Raw genomic sequence first — 21,310 nt, forward strand, 5'->3', positions numbered from 1 at the left:
TGGGTTGTCCGACTGTCCGGCGCTTTAATCTCCCTTTAGGCCTGTCAGTCTCTCCCTCGCCAACTATCTTGAATCTCGGTGGAACCACCACTGGCGCGGCGGCTGGTCGCCGCCACCATCCAACTGTTTGAAATAACGATAACTCGGGGTCGCGATGAGATTGTTCGTTTTCGTGGTTTGTGCGGTAACTGGTGTCGTTGCCACGGCGGCGGAGCCTTCAGAAGAATTAATAGAAGAGCTAGAGGTGCTCGGCCGCAGGCTTAACCTCAATGGTGAGGCGATTTCCGCCTCCCAGGGAGAGGTGGGGCCGGCGGAGATCGGTGCCTGGCCGTTGATCAGAACCGGCGATCTTATGGAGTTTGTGCCTGGGATGGTGGCCACTCAGCACTCGGGTAGTGGCAAGGCCAACCAGTACTTCCTACGTGGGTTCAATCTGGATCACGGTACGGATTTTGCGACCTTCGTCGATGGTATGCCGGTCAATCTGCGTACTCATGGACATGGCCAGGGCTATACCGACCTTAATTTTGTCATCCCGGAAACGGTGGAACGGCTGCACCATCGCAAGGGGCCCTATTACGCTGAGGTAGGGGATTTCTCCTCGGCGGGGAGCGCAAGCTTTGAGCTCGCGGAAAAGGTCGCGCGCGGAACCGCCGAGTTGAGTGTGGGGGAGTACGGGTATCGGCGCGGCGTGTTGGTGGATTCGGTCTCGTCCGGCGCGCGGGATTTCCTCTACGCCGCCGAGTGGCAGGCGTACGATGGGCCCTGGCGCGATGTTCGCGAGGATGTAGGCAAGCTCAATCTTCTGTCCCGCCTTACCGGTGTCCTGGGCAGTGGCCGTGGTCGCGTCACTCTGATGGGGTACGACAATAGCTGGAACTCCCCCGATCAGATCCCGGCGCGTGTGGTGAGTACTGGGATGCTCAGTGCTTTTGGCTCGCTGGATCCAACCCTGGGCGGCGAGACCCGCCGCTACAGTGTCTCCGGAGGCTGGGATGGGGCAGCGGCGGGCGGTGAACTCGCAGTGGCTGCTTACGCGATCGATTATGACTTCCGTCTGTGGTCCAACTTTACCTATTTACTGGAGGATCCGGTTGCCGGTGATCAGTTTCAGCAGCGGGATGCCCGCCGTATCTACGGATTCGATGTGGCACAAAGCTGGCAGCAGGGCGCAGCCTTGTGGCAGCTGGGGCTGGAGGCCAGGCGCGATGACATCGGTCGCGTCGGCCTGTACCACAGCCGCGCCCGGCAGCGGCTGGGTACTATCCGTGAAGACCGTGTCACCGAAGACAGCCTGGGCATTTACGTATCGAACGAATACCTGTGGAGTGAGAAGCTCCGCAGTTATATCGGGCTCCGCTATGACCACTACGACTTTGATGTGAGCGCGGGGATTGCAGCCAACAGCGGCAGCCGTGCTGCGGGAGAGCCGTCGCTTAAGGCGAGCCTCGCGTGGCAGCCCTGGCCGGTGGCGGAGTTCTACCTCAGTTACGGGGAGGGGCTGCACTCCAATGATGCCCGCGGTACGGTGATCCAGGTAGATCCACGCACCGGAGAGCCGGTCGATGCAGTGGATCCACTGGTGAAATCCCGCGGATCCGAGCTGGGCACCCGTGTATTTGTCACCGACCAGCTGCACGGCACACTGGCGGCATGGCAACTGGCGCTGGACTCGGAATTACTGTTTGTGGGGGATGCCGGCAACACCGAGGCCAGCCGTCCCAGTGACCGGCGTGGTGTCGAACTGGGGGTGTACTGGTTTGCCGCCGAAAAGATTAGCGGTGAGCTGGAAATTTCCTACACCGATAGCCGGTTCAGCAACACGGATGTGTCTGGCGACAAGGTTCCGGGGGCTATTCCGCTGGTGGCCAGCGCGGCGCTCAACTACCGAGGGGACGACGGCTGGTTTGCCTCGCTGCATTTGCGCCATTTCGGCGCCTACCCCCTGATAGAGGATGGCGGTGTCGAATCCGCGGGGGCATCCCTGGTTAATTTGCGCTTCGGGCGGGTGCTGAATTCTTGGGAACTCCAGCTGGATCTGCTGAACCTGCTCGATTCCCGCGATCACGATGTGGATTACTTCTACGCCTCACGGCTGCCTGGCGAGGCTGCTGCGGGGGTGGAGGATAGTCATTTTCATATCTTCGAGCCGCGCACAATGCGCGCGGCGGTGCGCTACCGGTTTTGACCCTTTTCCTCTGGTCGCCGCCGATCCAGAGCCTGCGGCTTACTGGGCTTCGCCCAGGCGCGCGAGCAGCTGCTCAGCCCAGCGAATCCAGGTCTTTTCCGTTTCAATACCGAGCAGCAGTGGCTGGTGCGCCAGCCACAGGTGCTGTTGCGACGCCGCGTCGCGATTGTAGAAGCGCTGGTTCTGCTCCTCATAGGTCTGCAGCAGGGCGCGGTGCTCGGCCAGGTGGCGCTCCAGCTCCGCGCGCATGACGGTCGGATCCACATGGTGGCCGGCGAACACCTGCAGCAGCAACGGGTCGCGGATCTTCTGTGGCGCGGCCGGCTGCTCGGCCCAGCCCTTCAGTGCCCTGCGGCCGGCGTCGGTCAGGCTGTAGACCTTCTTGTCTGGCCTGCCTGCCTGCGCCTGCTCAATACAGTCCAGCAGGCCCTCTTCGTGAAGTCTGTGGAGCTCGCGGTACATCTGCTGGTGGCTGGCACTCCAGAAGTGGGTAACGCTGCGGGTGAAGCGGCGCTTAAGGTCGTAACCGCTGCCGGGCTCGATATCCAGCAGGGTGAGTACGGCGAATCGCAGTGACATGGAGGCTCGCTGTGGTTGGGCTCCCGGGGAAGCGCAGTGAACGGGTTGAATATGCAATCGGTTGCATACAGGGGGGCAGTCTAATGCGGATTCTGCCGCCTGAAACCCCTTCTACCCACAACCGGGGAGAGAATTTGGCTGCGCTTGCCTTTGCCTAGGATATTTATTGTCTCGTTTCGCTCTTGTTAGGATGTTTTGTAGGGAAGTTACTGTCTTATGGTAGGTGCAGCCTAGATTTTAACAATCTAGCGGATATAATCGCGTTGCTCATCGATGTGAGCAAATAATGAGCAATAAGCGCGAGACAGATTCAGCCATGTCCCCCCAACCTCTTTCCAAAGCCACTGAAGCTATCCCGGTGTCACCGCCCGTCATGGTGCTCGAGGATGATCAGCCGGACATTTGCGACACTCCGGCCAAGCCGGCGTCCCGTCGTCGCGAGTGGCTGTTGGATGTGTTCGCCATGAACAGCTTCTCCTGGGCGATTGCCATCCCCATCGAGCTGCTGCTGGCCGGCATGAGCTGGCGCGAGCACCTGCAGGTACGCCTGCTGGCAGTTGTCTTCAATACGGTCATCGCACGCCCATTCAGCCTGTACCGCAACTGGGTGGTGGGGCGACTCGGTGGCGCCGGCGCGCTGCGCAATTATATGGTCGACACTTTTGTCTTCCTGAGCTTCCAACTGCCCCTGTACATCACCAACATGGCCCTCGGTGGGGCGTCACTGGTGGAGATTGCCACGGCGAGTGGCGTATTCGTGTTGATTGCCGGCGCGCTTGGCCGTCCGTACGGTATGTATCTCGACTGTTTGCGCCGGCTGTGGCTGAATAAGCGCCCCGCGGTAGACACCGCTACCGCCAGTTGAGCGTCCTGAGGGGGCGGTTCGCAGGAGAAAAACAATGCAGCGCAACAATATCGAACACAGCTCCCTGACCATTGGCGTCGTCGCCGGCACGCCCACCGATACCCGGTTTGGCCTTGATTTCCTCGCGGCACGGGAGGTTGCGGGCATCGGTGTGTCCATTTCCAGCTCTCCCCAGGCCCAGACCCAGCTTCAGGCGTTGGGGCGGGTGGAACTGACCGGGCGCCTCATCGAAGCCATCCAGTCTCTGGTTGAAGGTGGCGCCGAAGCGGCCATGATTTACTGTAATTCGCTGTCTGGCGCGGTGGACATGCCCGCAGTGCGTGCCGCTGTGGCGGTACCGGTGATTTCTCCCCTGGATGTGTATGCAGAGCTGACCCGCCGCTATCGCAATTTCGGTCTGCTGGCCGCCAACTGCCAGAGCTGTGCCAATATCGAGCGCGAGATCCTGTCTGGCAACCCATCGGCGAAGGTGATCGGCATTGGCAATTTGCAGATTGTTGAGGATATCGAGGACGGGCTTTCCCCTGCGGTGATCGTTCAGCAGCACGCCCTGGATGACCTCGCCGCCGCCCTGGTGAAGAGTGGGGTGCAAATTCTTATCCTCGGCTGCACACATTTCGACTACTTTTATCAGGAGCTACTGAGCCACTGTGATGGCATACGGCTGTTCCTGCCTTCCGAGCGGATGTTGGCTATGTTGCAGGAGCGTCTGCCCGTGGCCGCCTGAGTGCTGGCTTAAGTGGAATTAGTGTCTGGTAACTACGGTTCCACTGATTTTTCTGAGAAATGGCGTACAATAGACTTGTTTGACGCGAGAAATTGCAGTATCAATCGCGCCAGAGACCGACGAAGAGGCTATTTTTGGCCACTTGGAGCCAGGGTGGCTCGAAGTTAGTTCGGTCTCCATGGAAACATGGATACAGGCGTTAATAGTAAAAATAACGCGCTATTCAGCAACCGGGTCGCAGGATTGACCCGCGCAACATCAAGTGGTTACAAGGATGATCAGGACCATTGTCAGTCGCCGTAAGGCGTATGGCACCCATGCCGGTGCGCTTTTCCCCATAGATTTTTCCCCCCTCGATGCGTCGAAATCGTTACGCAGCCTATGCCTGCGCCTGTTGGCAGTGCCGGGACTGGCGATGGCGCCATCGCTGGCGTTTGCGTTTCCGGGCGAGGAGTGGCTGCTGGATATCCAGCTGCCACTGGCGTGGGTGCTGGTCTCGGGCATTATCGCCGTGATCGCCATCGCTGCCGCGATACGGGCCAGTGCCCAGGCGAGTGCCGCGCGTGAGTCGGGGGCGGCACAGGTGGCGGATCTGCAGGTGGAGAACGCAAAACTGTTCCGGCAGTTGCAGTCCCGGGTGCACGAGTTGATGGCGCGCGACAAACTGCTCGACGAAGCCAAGGCAGCGGCGGAGCAGCAGGAAGAGGAGCACCGGGATTTCCTGTCAATCTCAGGGCATCGCATGCGCAAGCCACTGGAGACCCTGGTCAGCACCCTGAACCTGCTTTCCCGGGTTGAAGATGGTGACGTCAGGCAGCTGGCTGAAGCGGCTATCGGGCAGTGCCGCATGTTGCGCGGTGGCATAGAGGATATCCAGCGAGCGGGGCAGGCCAGTGCCCAGGAATCCGCAGACTCCATGATTGCCCGGCAGGAGTCCCAGCGCGAGCTGGAGATACTGCTGATCGAAAACAGCAATCACCCGACCCTGCGCACGCGTCTCGAAGCGCTCGGGCACCGCGTTCGCCGCGAGACCAACGGCGTGGATGGCGCGGATGCGGCACTGCGGGCCAAATACGATCTGGTGCTGGTGGATATACGCCTGCCGCTGATCGACGGGGTGGAAACTGCCCGCAAAATTCGCGGGGATTACGCCAACGAATCCCTTTTGATCTTCGGCATGGTGGAAAATCCCACCGCCGCGGATCGAGAGCGCCTTGTCGCGCGGGGTCTAAGTGGTGTTTTACCGGTAAGCCCCAGTGATAACCAGCTGTTACAGCTACTGGGATGGGTAGACGAGAAAACCCGTACCACTGCGCCAACCGGCAAGACGAGCCGCTCCTCCAAGGTGTTTAACCCGATTACCCTGGAGCGCCAGCGCGATACGCTCGGTCACCATGCTTTTGCCGAGCTGCTGGGGGATCGCCTGGCATCATTGCCGAAAAAAATCACCGCCTTCACCAGTGCACTTACCGGTCGCCATTGGCTCGACGCGCAGCACCAGGCACAGGCCATCGCCGCAGAGGCGGAAAGCGTTGGCCTTGAACTGGTGTCGAGTCGCCTGAAAGCCATGGCCGCGCGCCTGACGATTGACAGTGAGCGGGATTACTGCCGCCACCAGCGCACTGAAATTCTCGGCCTGATGCGCAACTCGATCCAGCAGCTAAAGTCGTGGCGGGAGAAAAATGTGCATACCGAGTGGGCGTTGAGATGAATGTCTGTGCCGCTGCGATCAGTGGTGGCGCGTGCGTGTGCATTTCGGCAATTCCACCGTACACTGAATGCTGATTGACTGACTGGAAATTGAGCCATGTCCGAGCAGTATCCGAGTCCTGTAGACAAGGAACGCGAGCGATCCGCACGGGATATCACGACGTTTGTATACCTGATACAAGCCATCAGTATCCTGACGGCCGTGCCCTTTTTTGTGGGGGTGATCATCAACTACGCAAAGCGCAGTGACGTGCGCGGAACCCTGGCCGAGTCCCACTTCCGCTGGCAGATCCGCACTTTCTGGTACTGGCTGTTATGGCTGGTCATCGGCACGGTAACCTGGGTGATCCTGATCGGCATGCTGATCTTGTTTGTGAACCAGATCTGGGTGATTTACCGGGTAGTGCGCGGTTGGCTGGCACTGGCTGACAATCGCCCCGCGTATACGTGACGACAGTTTGAGGTAATACCGATTAACGGTGAGAGAAAGTTGAGCGGCCAGTTGGCCGCTCTTTTTTTTTGCCGGAGAGGGTTGCCCGGCCGAAGCCGGGTAACCATGGCAGGGATTAACGGAAGAAGATACGGCGGCGACGCAGAACGCCGGCGATGCCGAGCATCAGCAGCATCCACGCGGAGGTGGAACCACCGGATTTTTTCTTCTTCTTCGGCTCAGGCTCTACGACTTCTGCAGTACTGTCATCTTCGCTGACGGTGATATTCACAACATTGCTGCTGCTCAATTCGCCATCGCTGACAGTTACTTCGAAGCTGTAGCTGCCCGCTTCTTCAGGAATGAAGCTGGCAACAGCCTGATTGGCGTTATCCAGCGCAACAGATGCTCCCTGAGTCTGCGCCCAGCTGAAGCTCAGGGCATCGCCCTGCTTGTCGCTGGAGGCACTTGCATCCAACTGGATAGCACTGCCTACCTTGCCGTCGCTGACCGATACCACGACTTGCGGTGCGGTATTGGCGGAGCTCACAGTGACCTTGACGATCTTGCTGCTGCTCAGCTGGCCATCGCTCACGGTCACTTCAAAGCTGTATTCACCGGCCTCACTTGGGGTGAAGTTGGCGATTGCCTTGTCGGCATCTGTCAGAGATACAGATGGGCCGTCAGTTTGCGACCAGCTAAAGGTCAACGGATCGTTGTGCTTGTCGCTTGAGCCGCTGGCATCCAGCTTGATTGTGGTGCCGGCCTCAGCACCCGCCGCACTTGCCATGACCTCAGGCGCAGTATTGAGCTTGTTGACGGTCAGGGTAAAGGACTGGGTAGCCTTGTCATTGGGTGACACGGAGTCTGTTACCGCCAGATCCACAGCATGTGATCCTGCGGCAGTTTCACCGGCGGTAATGGTGACCGTGCTGCCGGACTCGTGGCCGCTGACTTCGTAGGTGAAGCCTTCGCCCATCAGTTCGATGACATTGCTGACGTTGTTCTCGTCGGCGTAGGTCACGGTGAACTCGGCGGACTCACCTTCGTTCAGCACGATGTCGTCTACCGGAGACAGCTGAATGTTTCCGGTCACGTCCAGGGTCACTTCCAGAACTTCGTTCTCGGAGCCCACCAGGCCATTGTTAAGGGCAATAGTGTGCACGGCGCCGGCGGCTTTCTGGGACACGTAAGCCTGGAAATTCACAGAGAACTGGGAGATTTCCGGGCCGGTGTAATCCATACAGATTACGGTGCCATTGTCGATTTTACTTGGCAGGTCGTTGTAGGCGTAGCTCTCGCCGACCGAAACGTCTCTGGCAATGTCGCCGTCCACGATCATGGTGTCGACAAAGGTCTTGAAGCCGATGGATCCCTGGTCGTCACCGAGCGTCAGGTTATCGTACGCAAACAGTATCTCGTACTCGCCTGGCTCGTAGTTGATCTGGGTGCGCAGGAACATCTCGAAGTCCACCAGGTGACCCGGTGTACCGGAGCGCTCTACGTTATCCCACTCCAGTACCAGCCACTCACGGCTGTAGGTATAGGATTGGGTTACACCGGCGTTGAGGTGATGGTTGGGGTAGGTGCTGTCGTAACGGGTCAATTCCTGGTCGCCCACCCACAGCGGCGCGAGCATGTCCTCCGCCATTGGAATGCCATTGCCGTTGGGGAACTCCTGGTGGTTCCAGGGGAGGCGGCGAGGGCCCCAGTATACGAGACCCGCCGGGCTGATTTTGATCGAGTCAAAATGCTTGGTGTTGTAGAACGGAATCCGCACGTCCTGGTTGGTTGCCATCAGTTCCTTGAGCGAAAACTCCTGGTACTGATTATAGCCACCTTCCAGCCCCTCAATCGTGCGCCAGCCCAGCGTGCGCAGATCCAGGTAATCCGGATATGGGGAGTTGCCTGCGGTCAAAGAACACATGCTGTCGTTCTTGTTGGTGGTGACCTTGTAGTTGCGCTGTACGTCGCGCGTGGTTTCCTGAATACCGTCGAGGGTCAGGGTGTTGCTGTCCAGCATCGGTTCTGCCGGGGTACTGGCAGTCGGTTTGATGGATGCCGGGATGATCTCGATACCTTCCGGGAAGGCGGTTTCCAGGGTAAAGGCGCGCGCTTGCGCTTCGTTGTTGGCAATCACACTGATGGAGAAGTCCACAGTGTCGCCGGCTTTGGCGGTCGCCTGGCTCGCGGTAAAGGTTACATCATCATCTACCTGGTTCACGATCACCGGTACGAAGCCGATATTGCCCGCATCATTGGCATTACTGCCTACATCGAAGCCACCGAAGTAGTAGTCCCCGATTTCCATTTCCGGCAGGTTGTACGCGAGATCCAGGGTGAACTCTTCGTAACCGGCGACCTGGCTCGGGGCGGAAACGGTCAGGTTGCCGTTATCCTTGTCCACAATTGCGGTGGCCAGCTGGATTTCACGGCCCTCGTCTTCCTGGCCATAGCCAATATTCACGAGGCTGGAAACCACGGTCCAGTAGGTGCCGCCCATCGGATCATTGATGGTACAGAAGTTGGCGGCGTCATAAGTGGTGGACTGACACAGCAGCTCATCCCAGGAAGGCAGGCCATCGCCATTGCTGTCCATACCCATAAACACGATGGCGCGGTTGGTGTTTTCGCCGACCACGTGGGACGCGACCATCTTGCTGCCTTCCGGCACTTCGGTCAGGGTGACCATGACCTGTTCGGCATCGTCAAACGGATCGCCACCGGTGGTGTCGGTGTATACCAGCTGGCTGGTGACATCCGCTTTCACCAGGCCATAGCTGCGCGTGGTGAAATCGGAAACTTCACCGATGTTCAGCGGGCCTACCGGGGTAGTGCCGGAGGTACGGTGGGCATTTACCTTCACGAAGTCGGGCAAACCGGTGGCGTCGTTGTAGGTCCATACCGGCAGCTCCAGTACTGGTGAATTACCGGAAGTGGGGGTTAGGACTACCTGGCCCTGGTTGCCGGACAGGTCGATGTACTGGGTTTCCGATGCCGTGTCCCGGTGACGGGCGGTAATGGTCAGGGTGACCTGCTCGCCCTGCTTCACCGTGAAACTTGCCGGCGCAACGGAAATCTCGAAGTTGCCAATGAAGGTTTCGCCGCTGGCGGTCCAGCTGCCGTCTTCGGTGGCAGTGAAGGTGCGCACCCAGGAGCACTCTTCGGTACAGGTGTTATCGACCATGTACGCGGTGTTCAGGCGCTTGGGGTAACCACCCAGGTTCGGGTTGGCGGCGTCCATATTTTCGATGGACTCGTCGAGTACCAGGCCGGCCTTGTCAGCCAGTTCCACGCGCATGCGACCGGCGCCAGCGTCCTGGAGGCTGGAGTCGAAGCCATCGGTTTTGTAATTGTTCAGGAACACGGAGTTTTTCAGGTCGTTGCTGGCGGTCATCAGCAGCGCGGACTGGATTTCCATCGCGGACCATTCCGGGTGCGACTGGCGCAGCAGAGCCGCGGCACCGGCTACGTGCGGGCTGGCCATGGAGGTGCCGGACATGGACATCCAATCGGCGGTACTCGGGCGGCTGGTAAACGGCTGGTCGTCGGAGCCTGGTGCGTAGATATCCACACCCGGAGCACCGATATCCACCAGCAGGGTGTCGATACCGAAGTAGGAGGGGCCGCGACTGGAGAAGTAGGCGGTGTACTGTTCTTCGAGATCGCCTTCAACCGCAGAGGAACCGGTGATGGTGGCGACGTGCTCTTTACCGGAGGACAGCCAGTTCACCAGTTTGAGACCATCACTGTTCTTGATGTGGATGGCCGGGATTGTGTAGGGCACGTCCGGGATAGTGGTGTAGTTGTCGTAGTAGGACGACTGGTTGTAAACAATTACGCCCTCGGCGCCGCCCGCGGCAACGTTGATCCCCTTGTTATACAGTGGGCTGGAGCTGCGCTTACATAACACGATGACCGGTTGCTGGCTTTCGTCGAGCGCAGTTTCCGGGTCATCCGGGAAATCGAAGAAGCCCTCTGGATACGCGGTGTCACAGTTTGCCTGGACATACGGCGAGGTGTTATTCGGGTTGATAAAGCTTGCGGCGTTTACCACCAGGCCAGTCAGGTCGTCGAAGGTGATCGCGCGTCCGCTGATGGTTTCCGGCGGTGTCGTGTCGCCACCGGTCAGATCTTTCAGCTCCTTGTCGGTAAAGTCGACTTTGGTCTGGTTGGTGTGCGCGGCGACAGTGGTCACCCATGGGGAGGAGTGATCTGCGGTTTTCAGCTCGGGGCCGTTGTTACCGGCGGCAACAGCAATGAATACGCCACTCTTGGCGGTGTTGTAGAAGGCCTGCTCAATCGGATCCAGCCACGGGTCTTCTTCCAGCCCGCCGAGGGAGGCGTTGATGACGTCCACATTATCGATGGCAGCCTGTTCAATTGCGGCCAGCAGGGTAATGGTAGGGCAGCCTGCATAGGGGTCGCCGCCGTTACCGGGCCAGCACACCTGATAAGAAATAACGTTGGCGTGGGGCGCCATACCGGAAACCTGGCCGAATACCAGATCGGTTTCCATGCCGCTGCCCTGTGCAGTGCTTTCGGTCAGCTTGTAAGGCACATTGTGCAGGACGTTACCCGCTGCGGTACCAGCTACGTGGGAACCATGGCTGTGGTAGTCCTCACCGTTCCTGGGGCGGGATTCCTCGAATACCGGGTCGACGTAAGCGGCGGTGATTTCCGGATAGGAGTAAACACCGATCAGCTTGTCGTTACACAGGTTCGGATCTTCAACGCAGTCACCGAGGTACTGGCTGCCCAGGGGATTGGTGTGCACATAGCCATCGTCCCCTTCGGCGGCAAACGACGGGTGATCGGTATTGATACCGGTATCGAGAATACCGATAACGACGCCTTCACCCTTGTTTTCGCCTGCAGCGGTGGTCGCGTTTTGCCATACGGTCTGGGCACCGGTTTCTTCAATAGAATTGAAGGTGTGCAGTTGCTTGATGGTGTTGCGGGTAATGCGCTTGATACCCGGAACCTTGGCCAGACGCTTGGCTTCTTCCTGGGTCATTTCGGTGGTGAAGCCGTTCAGGGCAACAGAGAACGCATTTTTCACCTGCAGGGAAAGGCCCTGTTGCTGCATCGCATTGTTCAGCACGTTCGCACGGGATTGCTCCAGGTGGCTGCGGTAGCTGGCAATTTCCGGCTGATTCAGGTTGAGGGGGCCGCGCTGGGTACGGGCTGACTGCACCAGGCTGCGCGTGGCTGGCTGGCCGGCGATGCCGCCGTCGTAGGCAGAGATCGGCGCTTCTTCCAGCTGCACGATATAGGCGTGCTTGCCATAAATACCGTCTTCTTCAGTGAAAACACGGTTCTGTTTTTTAACCTGGAAATTGGTTTTGCCATCCCAGTCATACTGTTGCATGGGCTGGATGACTTTCTGCTCGTCGGGAGCTGCCCACTGGGCGATATTTTCCGGAACTAAACCGGACTGCGATGCGCCGACAGACGCACTGATACACAGGGCCGAGGCAACCGCCACGGCCATCTTGTTCTTATTAAACATGTTGAACCCTAATCTGTTTATTTTATGGCATGGCTTATCCACGCAAAAAAATTGCGTGATTTATATCGGTACTTATTGAGCCAAAAGCCATTTTGCCGGACGATTTTTTTCATACCGGTCGGTCAATTTCCAGATGTTTTTGGGTTCTGTGACAAACTGATACGTTTGCCCCGTTCTGTGGCAGGCCATTTTTTCGAGATAAAAATTGGCAGCGTTTGAAATTCCGGATTAAAAAATATCGGGATTTGGATTTATGACAGGATTGTCAGGATTTGCCCGCGGTATTTGCTCAAATAGCGGAGCGGGTAGGATAGAAAATGAAACAGAGATGCTGCACTAAAGCGGGGCGGCATTTTCAGAAGAGAAAGGAGTCGGAGTTAGCCGCTTATCATTTTTATTCCCCCGCCCGATTTGCTGTGAAGAAAAATCAGGCGAGGGGTGAAGAATCAGAAACTGCCCAGCATTGCCAACATAAACAGATCCGCAGGCAGAGGCTGGCCATTGACCACCAGATTGCCGCGATCCAGTTGTACATGCATGGTGAGTTCACCATTATTTTCGATCAGCAATCCATACTGTTTCAGGGTATGGGCCTGCATGATTGCGGGAGACTGCATCAGCGCCTGCTCTGCCGCATTGATATTGGCTTCGCCATTAAGCGCATCCATCCAGAAGAGCTTGTCATTGGCCTGGCGCTTGCGCGGCATGCCTTGCCAGTCCACATCCATCTGTAGTTGCACTGGGCCATTGGCGGTCTCGATATCCAGTTGTTGCTGCATCTTCAGTGGACGGTCAAACACCTGGGGCCAGCTGCGTTCGGCGGAAGGCGTAAGCAGCAGGGTGTAGAGATAGTGGTGCAGGTCGTCGTAGCCGATCGCAGGCAAATTGAGCTGCTGGGTGAGTGAGCTGGCCGGGGTGGCCGACTGGATTTCCGGCAGGGTTATATTTGTCTGCACTTTCAATGTGCGCGCCGCAACCAGTTCGCCGGTGTAGTCGGCGGTTACGTCGCGCAGCTCCAGCGGGCCGGAATCATTGTTGGCGCGCACCAGCGGCAGAGAAACCTGCAAGGTGCCGGCACCGTCGCCATCGAGCTTGAAGTCGCCGGTGGCGGACTGCAGGTAGAGCGCTTCGCGGTGTCCGTCCATGCGCACGAACTCGCCCAGCTCGAAGCGGCTGTCCTGCTGCTGCCCCTGGTAGTCTGTCACCAGCTGGATCTCGGCACCTTTGAAGCGCAGGCCCTGGTCGCCCTCATTGCGGTCGATGGGCAGCAGGTGCAGGGTGTTGATGACCCGGTTATCGGTGGCCACCAGGGTTTCGAGCAGCAGCGGGCTGTGCTCAACGCCTGTGCCAATGGGGCCGTAATAGGCTTCCAGCTGGTGGCGCAACGCCGGTTCCAGCTGTTGGCCGCTGAGGCGGGTTTTGCTGTAGATGACCCCGATGCGAGGCCCGCTCTCGGTGAAGAGCACCGGGCCGTGCTGGATTTCGCTGAGGACTTCGGTCGCACCGTCTTTGCCTTTCAGCTGGGTCACAACCTCAGCGCCGAACCAGCTGCGCTGGTAGCCGGTCACTTCGACATTGGGCTGGTTGGCGAGTTCTTGCTGCAGGGTTTCTTCAACCCGGGGGCCGATCAGGCCTGGCGCCACCAGGGCGGCCAGCAACAGCAGGGCAGTGAGGGAAATCAGGAGGAATCGTAGAGCTTTCATGGGTTCGTTATCGGGCGCTGAAAAACTGAGCGCCCGATGTTAGCAGATCGGAGTGCGGGCCGTGACCTTGTCCGCACTAAGAACTGATCGCCCGCGCGACTTTCGAATTGCTCTCGCGTCCCAGCTCGGCGGAAATGAAGTTGCCAGCCAGCGCCAGTTTGCCGAGATCCACGCCGGTGTGAATGCCCAGTCCGTCCAGCATGTACAGCACGTCTTCACTGGCCACGTTACCGGAGGCTCCGCGGGCATAGGGACAGCCGCCGAGGCCGGCGACGGCGGAGTCGACCACCTTGATACCTATCTGCAGTGCGGCGTAGATGTTCGCCAGTGCCTGACCGTAGGTATCGTGGAAGTGCACCGCGAGCTTGTCCAGCGGCACCTTGCGCGCGACGGTTTCGATCATGCGCCGGGCCTTCTCCGGGGTGCCGACGCCGATGGTGTCGCCGAGGCTGATCTCGTAGCAGCCCATGCCCAGCAGCGCCGCACTGACTTCCGCCACCTTGTCTGCACGGATATCGCCCTCGTAGGGGCAGCCGAGCACACAGGAGACATAGCCGCGCACGGGAATGCCATCCCTGTGGGCCTGCTCCGCCAGAGGGCGGAAACGCTCCAAACTCTCCTCAATCGAGCAGTTGATGTTCTTGCGGGTAAAGCTCTCGGAGGCTGCCCCAAATACCGCCACCTCGTCCGCCTTTGCCTCCCGCGCCCGCTCGTAGCCGAGCATGTTTGGGGTGAGCGCGCTGTAGATAACGCCGGGTTTGCGCTGGATGCCTGCGAGTACTTCCTCGCTGGCGGCCATTTGCGGTACCCACTTGGGACTGACGAAGCTGCCGGCCTCGATGACCTGCAGACCGCTGTCGCTCAGCAGGTTTACCAGCTTGACCCGAGTCTCGACCGAAATCGGCTGCTTTTCATTCTGCAGGCCATCGCGGGGGCCCACTTCGACAATCTTTACGCGATCCGGCAGGGTCATTGTTTGGTCTCCGCTTCGAAGTCGATCAGCAGGCTGCCGCCGTCCACCAGCTCGCCGGCGGCGCAGAAGAACTGATTCACCGTGCCGTTGGCGGGCGCGCGCAGGGTGTGCTCCATCTTCATGGCTTCCATCACCAGCAGAGGCTGATCTTTTTCCACGGCCGCACCGGGCTCCACCAGCAGGGCGACAATCGTGCCATTCATGGGGGCCTCAAGCCCGTGCGCCGCATCGCTGGATTCGCCAATGTCGGCGGGGAGGACGGTGAAGTCCACCTGTTCGCCATTAATGAATACGGATCCGCGGTTGCCGTCGGCCACACTGCTGTAGCTCAGGCGGCGCCCGTCAATAATCGCCATATTCTGGCCGTGCAGCGCGCTGATTTCTCCGGCCTGGGCATCGACCGCAGTACTGCACTGCCACTGCAGCTTTTCTTCATTGCCGGAAAAGCGGATTTCGATTTCCTTTCCGTGCACTTCGACCCGCTGGCTGCGCCACACGGTCAGGCCGTTGCGCCAGCTGTTGCCGCTGTGCCAGGGCGAGAAGGCATCGGCCTTGGGCGCGGAGCGGTGCTGGGCACGGGTTTGGCTGTGCTGCAGGAAGGCGGCGATGGCGGCGCACTGCTGGGAGCGCAGCTGCTGTTCCTGCTGCAGGATTTCCTGCTCGTGGTCTTCAATAAAGTGGGTGTTCACGCGGCCGTTGACGAAGGCGGTGTGGTTGATCACCCGACGCAGGAATTCGATGTTGTGGCGCAGTCCGGCAATCTGGTACTGCTGCAGCGCGCGATCGAGCTTGGCCAGCGCTTCGCGGCGGTTGTTGCCGTGTACGATGAGCTTGGAAATCATCGGGTCGTAGTGCACGCTGATTTCATCGCCGGTTTTCACACCGGTATCCACGCGTACCCCGCGGTCTTCTGCGGGCGGCTGGTGCCTGAGCAGTTTGCCGGTTGCGGGCAGGAAATCGTTGTCCGGATCCTCGGCGTAAATGCGCACTTCAAAGGCATGGCCGACGATATGCAGGTCGTCCTGTTCCAGTGGCAGGGGCTGGCCGGCGGCAACGGCGAGCTGCCACGCTACCAGGTCCTGGCCGGTGATCATTTCGGTCACCGGGTGCTCCACCTGCAGGCGGGTATTCATTTCCATAAAGTAGAAGCTGCCGCTGGCATCGAGCAGGAATTCGACAGTGCCGGCGCCTACATAGCCGATAGCGTGGGCAGCGCGCAGCGCGGCTTCACCCATTTTCCTGCGGGTTTCTGCCGGCAGGCCCGGTGCGGGCGCTTCTTCGACCACTTTCTGGTGGCGGCGCTGCACGGAGCAGTCGCGTTCGAACAGGTAGACGCCCTTGCCCTGCTTGTCACAGAACACCTGAATTTCCACATGACGCGGGTTGACCACATAGCGCTCGATCAGCATGTGGTCATCGCCAAAGGCGTTCTGTGCTTCGCGCTTGGCGGCGTCGAGCGCTGCGTGAAAATCGGCTGGCTTGTCGACACGGCGCATGCCTTTGCCGCCGCCGCCGGCCGCGGCCTTGAGCAGTACGGGGTAGCCGATGCGGTTGGCGTGGCCTTCGAGAATACCGGGGTCCTGGTTGTGGCCGTGATAGCCGGGTACCAGTGGTACCTTGGCCTCTTCCATGATGCGCTTGGCGGCGGACTTGGATCCCATGGCCTCGATGGCGGCGGCGGGCGGGCCGACAAAGATGATGCCGGCTTCTTCGCAGGCGCGACAGAAGCGGGCGTTCTCTGACAGGAATCCGTAACCGGGGTGGATGGCATCGGCACCGGTTTTTTTCGCTGCGGCGATGACTTTGTCGACGTCCAGATAGGATTCTTTGGCGGGTGCCGGGCCTAGATAGAAGGCTTCATCGGCCTGTTGCACATGCAGGGCGTTGGCGTCGGCATCGGAGTAAACCGCAACCGTGCCCACGCCGAGGCGGCGCGCAGTGCGGATAATACGACAGGCAATTTCGCCGCGGTTGGCGATCAGCAGTTTGCGAATCATAGCTGGCTCTGTGTTTAGTGCTCTGGTCTTCGATGGTGGCGGCCAGTCGCCGGGAGCAGGTTTTCAGGACCGCTGTGAACCCATCCCTGGGCGCTTCGGCGCAAACATCCTGTTTGCGACGATCCTGAAAACCTGCTCCCGGCGCCCGGCCTTCGATTTGAATTTTATTGCTTCGTAGCTTCTGGACTTCGAATCAAGTCCGCGAGGCTTAATCTTCGCTGGTGTTCATCCAGCTCGGGGCGCGTTTCTCAAGGAACGCACTCAATCCTTCCTGGCCTTCCGGTGAAACCCGCACGGCGGCGATCAGCGCGCTGGTCTGGCCCTGCAGTTCTTCATTGATTACCCGGTTGGACATGGACATCGCCAGTTGCTTGGCCATGGTGACGGCGTTGGGGCCGTTGTCGGTAATGCTGTTCACCAGCTTCTGCACGGTGAGATCCAGCTCACCCTCGTGTACTACTTCGGACACCAGACCAATTTCTTTCGCGCGCTCCGCGGAAAAACGCTCGGCGGTGACGAAGTAGCGACGCGCCTGGCGCGCGCCGATTGCATTGATCACGTAAGGACTGATGGTGGCCGGGAGCAGGCCGATTTTCACTTCGCTCAGGCAGAAACTGGCGCGCTGTGCGGCGACCGCGATGTCGCAGCAGCTGACCAGGCCAACAGCACCACCAAAAGCGGCACCCTGTACGCGCGCAATGGTGGGGGCGGGGAACTGGTCGAGTTTGTGCAGCATGGCGGCCAGTGCGGCGGCGTCCTTACGGTTCTGGTCTTCGCTGTATTCCGCCATGCGCTTCATCCAGTTCAGGTCGGCGCCGGCGGAGAAGTTCTTGCCATTGGATGCGAGTACCAGCGCGCGGACGCCGCCACTGCGAGCGAGGTTGTCGAAGGTCTCGCCGAGCTGGCGAATCAAGTCGTCGTCGAAGGCGTTGTGAATTTCCGGACGGTTCAGGGTGACCGTCGCGACGCCTTCGCTATCGATTTCGCACAACATTTTTTCGCTCATGGTGTTTCCTTGATTCTGTATTCGTTCGCTTGATCAGGTTCGAAGCTCGGAAGGTCCTTATGTCGATGCGGGTTTGCTGGACCTTCACCGCCATGGATGGCGGTGCAGAGCCCCCATGGACGGGTGTACGGCGTGTCCAGCAAATCTGCATCGGCATAAGGGCCCGCACAAAAGTCTGTGCGAGCCACGATACTACATTCGAAATACCCCGAACTTGGTCTCTTCAGGTTCCTTGTACGTAGCCGCCGCGAGACACAGACCGAGCACGGTGCGGGTGTCTTTCGGGTCGATCACGCCATCGTCCCACAAGCGCGCTGACGCGTAGTAGGGGTGGCCCTGGTGTTCGTAGTCGTCGATGATCGGTTGTTTGAACCTGGCGATTTCTTCCTCGCTCCAGTCCTCACCCTGTGCGGCCATCTGGTCTTTTTTCACCTGCGCCAGCACACCCGCCGCCTGTTCACCGCCCATTACGGAAATACGCGCATTGGGCCACATAAACAGGAAGTTGGGATCGTAGGCGCGGCCACACATGCCGTAGTTGCCGGCACCGAAAGAGCCGCCGATCAGGATGGTGATCTTCGGCACTTTTGCCGTGGCCACCGCCGTCACCATCTTCGCGCCGTGCTTGGCGATACCGCCGGCTTCGTACTGCTTGCCCACCATAAAGCCGGTGATGTTCTGCAGGAATACCAGCGGAATATTGCGCTGCGCGCACAGCTCGATAAAGTGCGCGCCTTTCTGTGCGCTCTCGGCAAACAGGATACCGTTGTTGGCAACGATACCTACCGGGTACCCGTGAATCCGGGCAAAGCCGGTAACCAGGGTAGTGCCGTACAACGCTTTGAATTCATCAAACTCGGAACCGTCGACCACGCGCGCGATGATCTCGCGCACATCAAACGGCTGGCGGGAATCCTTAGGCACAATGCCGTAGATCTCTTCCGGGGGATAAATCGGTTCAACTGGCTTGTGAATATCCAGGCCCGGATTCTTCACCCGGTTCAGTCGCGCCACGGAATTGCGCGCGATCTGCAGTGCGTGGGTGTCGTTATTGGCAAAGTGGTCGGAAACCCCGGAAGTCTTGCAGTGCACCTCGGCACCGCCCAGCTCCTCCGCAGATACTTCTTCACCGGTCGCGGCTTTCACCAGCGGCGGTCCTGCGAGGAAAATCGTCGCCTGCTCTTTCACCATGATGGACTCATCCGCCATCGCCGGCACATAGGCACCACCAGCAGTGCAGCTGCCCATCACCACCGCGATCTGCGGAATGTTCTTGGCAGAGAGGTTGGCCTGGTTGAAGAAGATGCGACCGAAATGTTCGCGGTCCGGGAAGACATCGTCCTGGCGTGGCAGGTTGGCGCCGCCAGAGTCCACAAGGTAAATACATGGCAGATTGTTCTGCTCCGCGATCGCCTGTGCACGCAGGTGCTTTTTCACGGTCAGCGGGTAGTAGGTGCCACCCTTGACCGTCGCATCGTTAGCAACAATCACGCAGGGCTGGCCGGCGACGGTGCCGATGCCGGTCAGGATACCCGCCGCCGGCACGTCTTCGCCGTACACGTCATAGGCGGCCAGCTGGGAAAACTCCAGGAACGGGCTGCCCGGGTCAAGCAGGGTATCGATACGATCGCGCGGCAGCAGCTTGCCACGGGAAACGTGTTTCTCCCGCGCGCGCTCACTGCCGCCCTTGGCGATGGTTTCCAGTTTATCCCGCAGGTCGTCCACGATCTTCTGCATCTGTTCGCGGTTTTCCGCAAACGCCGGATCGCGGGAATTAATCTTGCTCTGAATCTGATTCATAAAAAATACGAGGCCAATTCGTAGTCAGAACCTGGATGCGAAGGTGCTGATGTCGGTGTGGGTTTACCAGACCTTCTAAAACATGGATGTTTTAGAAGAGTCCCCAGGGATGGGTTCACGACGTGTCTGGTAAGCCCACACCGGCAGCAGCACCGCCACCGAATTTAAAAAGGACTTAGCGAGTCTCGTTAAACAGTTCGCGCCCGATCAGCATGCGACGGATCTCGGAAGTGCCCGCGCCAATCTCATACAGCTTGGCATCGCGCAGCAGGCGGCCAGTCGCGTATTCGTTGATATAGCCGTTGCCACCCAGGGTCTGGATCGCCTGCAGTGCCATCTGCGTCGCGCGCTCCGCAGTAAACAGGATCACCGCCGCAGAGTCCTTGCGGGAATCCTCACCGCGGTCACAGGCCTTGGCCACCGCGTACAGGTAAGCGCGGCTCGCATTCAGGTCCGCGTACATATCCGCAACCTTGCCCTGCATCAGCTGGAATTCACCAATTGCCTTGCCGAACTGCTTGCGGTCGTGAATGTACGGCACCACGATATCCATACACGCCTGCATGATACCCACCGGGCCACCGGACAGGATGGTGCGCTCGTAGTCCAGGCCGCTCATCAGCACGCGCACGCCGCCGTTCAGCTGGCCCAGAATATTCTCTTCCGGTACCTCACAGTCCTCGAACACCAGCTCACAGGTGTTGGAACCGCGCATGCCCAGCTTGTTCAGCTTCTGCGCCTGAGTGAAACCCTTGAAACCGCGCTCAACAATAAACGCGGTAATGCCGCCGGAGCTGATGCCCGGTTCGGTGCGTGCATAAATCACATAGGTCTCGGCATCCGGACCATTGGTGATCCACATCTTGTTGCCGTTCAGGATAAAGCGGTCGCCTTTCTTCTCCGCCTTCAGCTGCAGGCTCACCACGTCGGAACCGGAGTTCGGCTCACTCATCGCCAGTGCGCCCACGTGCTCACCGGAGCACAGCTTCGGCAGGTACTTCATCTTCTGCTCGTGGGTACCGTTCTTGCGGATCTGGTTGACGCACAGGTTGGAGTGCGCGCCGTAAGACAGGCCGACGGAGGCGGATGCGCGGGAGATTTCCTCCATCGCTACTGCGTGGGCTAGGTAACCCATGTTGGAACCGCCGTACTCCTCTTCCACGGTCATGCCCAGCAGGCCGAGCTCGCCGAATTTTTTCCACATGTCGGCGGGGAACAGGTTGTCCTCGTCGATCTGGGCTGCGCGCGGGGCCAGTTCTGCCTGGCAGAACTTGTAGACCATGTCCCGCAGCATGTCGATTTCTTCGCCGAGGTCGAAGTTGAGAGTTGGGTAAGGAGTATTCATTGGCTGCTCCGCTTTTAATCAGTCAGAGGTAGTTATTTGATTGGGTTCAGTTGGTCTGTTCTTTCAGTGCTGCCTCGGTGCGGGCAGTCGCGTCATCCAGTTGCGCCAGCATCTTTTCGATATCCCGCTGCTGTTGCAGCAGCTGCTGGCGCTTCGAATCAATGCGTTCGAGGAGGCGGTTGAGCTGTTCGACATTGCCACCGGCGGGGTCGTACATGTCGATGATTTCCCGGCTCTCATCGAGGGAGAAGCCGAGGCGCTTGCCGCGCAGGATCAGCTTCAGGCGCACCCGGTCTTCGGGGGTGTAAATCCGTGTCTGCCCGCGCCGCTCGGGGCTCAGCAGGCCCTTGTCTTCATAGAAGCGAATGGTTCGGGTCGTGATCCCGAATTCCTGGGCCAGCTCGGAAATGCTGTAGCTGTCGGCGCTTGCGGTGCTCATGCTGTTGTAATGCTCATTGGGCCATACCTCAGAAGT

Annotated in this window: 14 protein-coding genes; 5 read left to right on the top strand and 9 right to left on the bottom strand. The window is 59.2% G+C overall.

From position 1 onward, the window contains the following. The first annotated feature begins 154 nt into the window (after positions 1-154). Positions 155-2,188: a TonB-dependent receptor gene (locus tag ACNKU7_RS13330; RefSeq protein ID WP_418297480.1), complete on the top strand. Its 2,034-nt coding sequence runs from the start codon at positions 155-157 to the stop codon at positions 2,186-2,188. Between the two features lie 39 nt (positions 2,189-2,227). Here the strand turns inward: ACNKU7_RS13330 and ACNKU7_RS13335 are convergent, their stop codons facing one another. Then, the gene (locus ACNKU7_RS13335) at positions 2,228-2,767 is read right to left on the bottom strand and encodes a PadR family transcriptional regulator (protein WP_418297481.1); all 540 of its coding nucleotides are present in this window, start codon (positions 2,765-2,767) and stop codon (positions 2,228-2,230) included. A 286-nt stretch (positions 2,768-3,053) separates the two neighbouring features. Here ACNKU7_RS13335 and alaE point away from each other — a divergent pair, with 286 nt between their 5' ends. From alaE to ACNKU7_RS13355, 4 genes are all read left to right on the top strand, one after another. Beyond that, positions 3,054-3,632, top strand: a complete 579-nt coding sequence (alaE, locus tag ACNKU7_RS13340; protein ID WP_418297482.1) for an L-alanine exporter AlaE — start codon at positions 3,054-3,056, stop codon at positions 3,630-3,632. 34 nt (positions 3,633-3,666) lie between these two features. Then, entirely contained in the window at positions 3,667-4,359 is a 693-nt protein-coding gene (locus tag ACNKU7_RS13345) for an aspartate/glutamate racemase family protein (RefSeq protein WP_418297483.1), read from the top strand. A 274-nt stretch (positions 4,360-4,633) separates the two neighbouring features. Next, positions 4,634-6,070 (top strand): ATP-binding response regulator, encoded by a 1,437-nt coding sequence (locus ACNKU7_RS13350; protein ID WP_418297484.1) that lies wholly within the window; start codon positions 4,634-4,636, stop codon positions 6,068-6,070. 96 nt (positions 6,071-6,166) lie between these two features. Then, on the top strand, positions 6,167-6,520 hold the full coding sequence (locus ACNKU7_RS13355; RefSeq protein WP_418297485.1) for a DUF4870 family protein: 354 nt from the start codon (positions 6,167-6,169) through the stop codon (positions 6,518-6,520). Positions 6,521-6,635: 115 nt separating this feature from the next. On the opposite strand, the gene ACNKU7_RS13360 is transcribed toward ACNKU7_RS13355, so the two are convergent. From ACNKU7_RS13360 to ACNKU7_RS13395, 8 genes are all read right to left on the bottom strand, one after another. Continuing rightward, a complete protein-coding gene (locus tag ACNKU7_RS13360) occupies positions 6,636-12,011 on the bottom strand; it encodes a S8 family serine peptidase (protein ID WP_418297486.1) in 5,376 nt (1,791 codons plus the stop codon). Between the two features lie 446 nt (positions 12,012-12,457). Beyond that, complete coding sequence (locus ACNKU7_RS13365; protein WP_418297487.1) at positions 12,458-13,714, bottom strand: DUF945 family protein; 1,257 nt, start codon at positions 13,712-13,714, stop codon at positions 12,458-12,460. A 76-nt stretch (positions 13,715-13,790) separates the two neighbouring features. Beyond that, on the bottom strand, positions 13,791-14,687 hold the full coding sequence (locus tag ACNKU7_RS13370; RefSeq protein ID WP_418297488.1) for a hydroxymethylglutaryl-CoA lyase: 897 nt from the start codon (positions 14,685-14,687) through the stop codon (positions 13,791-13,793). Beyond that, on the bottom strand, positions 14,684-16,684 hold the full coding sequence (locus ACNKU7_RS13375; protein WP_418297489.1) for an acetyl-CoA carboxylase biotin carboxylase subunit: 2,001 nt from the start codon (positions 16,682-16,684) through the stop codon (positions 14,684-14,686). The genes ACNKU7_RS13370 and ACNKU7_RS13375 overlap by 4 nt, the downstream gene beginning before the upstream one ends. A 208-nt stretch (positions 16,685-16,892) precedes the next feature. After that, positions 16,893-17,690, bottom strand: coding sequence for an enoyl-CoA hydratase/isomerase family protein (locus tag ACNKU7_RS13380; protein ID WP_418297490.1), 798 nt, complete (start codon positions 17,688-17,690; stop codon positions 16,893-16,895). Positions 17,691-17,882: 192 nt separating this feature from the next. Next, positions 17,883-19,490: a carboxyl transferase domain-containing protein gene (locus ACNKU7_RS13385; RefSeq protein ID WP_418297491.1), complete on the bottom strand. Its 1,608-nt coding sequence runs from the start codon at positions 19,488-19,490 to the stop codon at positions 17,883-17,885. 175 nt (positions 19,491-19,665) lie between these two features. Further along, positions 19,666-20,835, bottom strand: a complete 1,170-nt coding sequence (locus tag ACNKU7_RS13390) for an isovaleryl-CoA dehydrogenase (RefSeq protein ID WP_418297492.1) — start codon at positions 20,833-20,835, stop codon at positions 19,666-19,668. Between the two features lie 46 nt (positions 20,836-20,881). Continuing rightward, the gene (locus ACNKU7_RS13395) at positions 20,882-21,274 is read right to left on the bottom strand and encodes a MerR family transcriptional regulator (protein ID WP_418297493.1); all 393 of its coding nucleotides are present in this window, start codon (positions 21,272-21,274) and stop codon (positions 20,882-20,884) included. Between the last annotated feature and the right edge of the window lie 36 nt (positions 21,275-21,310).

Origin of the sequence: Microbulbifer weihaiensis (assembly GCF_048323715.1) — a bacterium.
Taxonomy (GTDB): Bacteria; Pseudomonadota; Gammaproteobacteria; order Pseudomonadales; family Cellvibrionaceae; genus Microbulbifer.

Coding starts and splice junctions, on each gene's coding strand:
- ACNKU7_RS13335 (WP_418297481.1), bottom strand. CDS start 2,767: ATGTCACTGCGATTCGCCGTACTCACCCTGCTGGATATCGAGCCCGGC.
- ACNKU7_RS13375 (WP_418297489.1), bottom strand. CDS start 16,684: ATGATTCGCAAACTGCTGATCGCCAACCGCGGCGAAATTGCCTGTCGT.
- ACNKU7_RS13350 (WP_418297484.1), top strand. CDS start 4,634: ATGATCAGGACCATTGTCAGTCGCCGTAAGGCGTATGGCACCCATGCC.
- ACNKU7_RS13355 (WP_418297485.1), top strand. CDS start 6,167: ATGTCCGAGCAGTATCCGAGTCCTGTAGACAAGGAACGCGAGCGATCC.
- ACNKU7_RS13390 (WP_418297492.1), bottom strand. CDS start 20,835: ATGAATACTCCTTACCCAACTCTCAACTTCGACCTCGGCGAAGAAATC.
- ACNKU7_RS13370 (WP_418297488.1), bottom strand. CDS start 14,687: ATGACCCTGCCGGATCGCGTAAAGATTGTCGAAGTGGGCCCCCGCGAT.
- ACNKU7_RS13345 (WP_418297483.1), top strand. CDS start 3,667: ATGCAGCGCAACAATATCGAACACAGCTCCCTGACCATTGGCGTCGTC.
- ACNKU7_RS13330 (WP_418297480.1), top strand. CDS start 155: ATGAGATTGTTCGTTTTCGTGGTTTGTGCGGTAACTGGTGTCGTTGCC.
- alaE (WP_418297482.1), top strand. CDS start 3,054: ATGAGCAATAAGCGCGAGACAGATTCAGCCATGTCCCCCCAACCTCTT.
- ACNKU7_RS13380 (WP_418297490.1), bottom strand. CDS start 17,690: ATGAGCGAAAAAATGTTGTGCGAAATCGATAGCGAAGGCGTCGCGACG.
- ACNKU7_RS13385 (WP_418297491.1), bottom strand. CDS start 19,490: ATGAATCAGATTCAGAGCAAGATTAATTCCCGCGATCCGGCGTTTGCG.
- ACNKU7_RS13395 (WP_418297493.1), bottom strand. CDS start 21,274: ATGAGCACCGCAAGCGCCGACAGCTACAGCATTTCCGAGCTGGCCCAG.
- ACNKU7_RS13360 (WP_418297486.1), bottom strand. CDS start 12,011: ATGTTTAATAAGAACAAGATGGCCGTGGCGGTTGCCTCGGCCCTGTGT.
- ACNKU7_RS13365 (WP_418297487.1), bottom strand. CDS start 13,714: ATGAAAGCTCTACGATTCCTCCTGATTTCCCTCACTGCCCTGCTGTTG.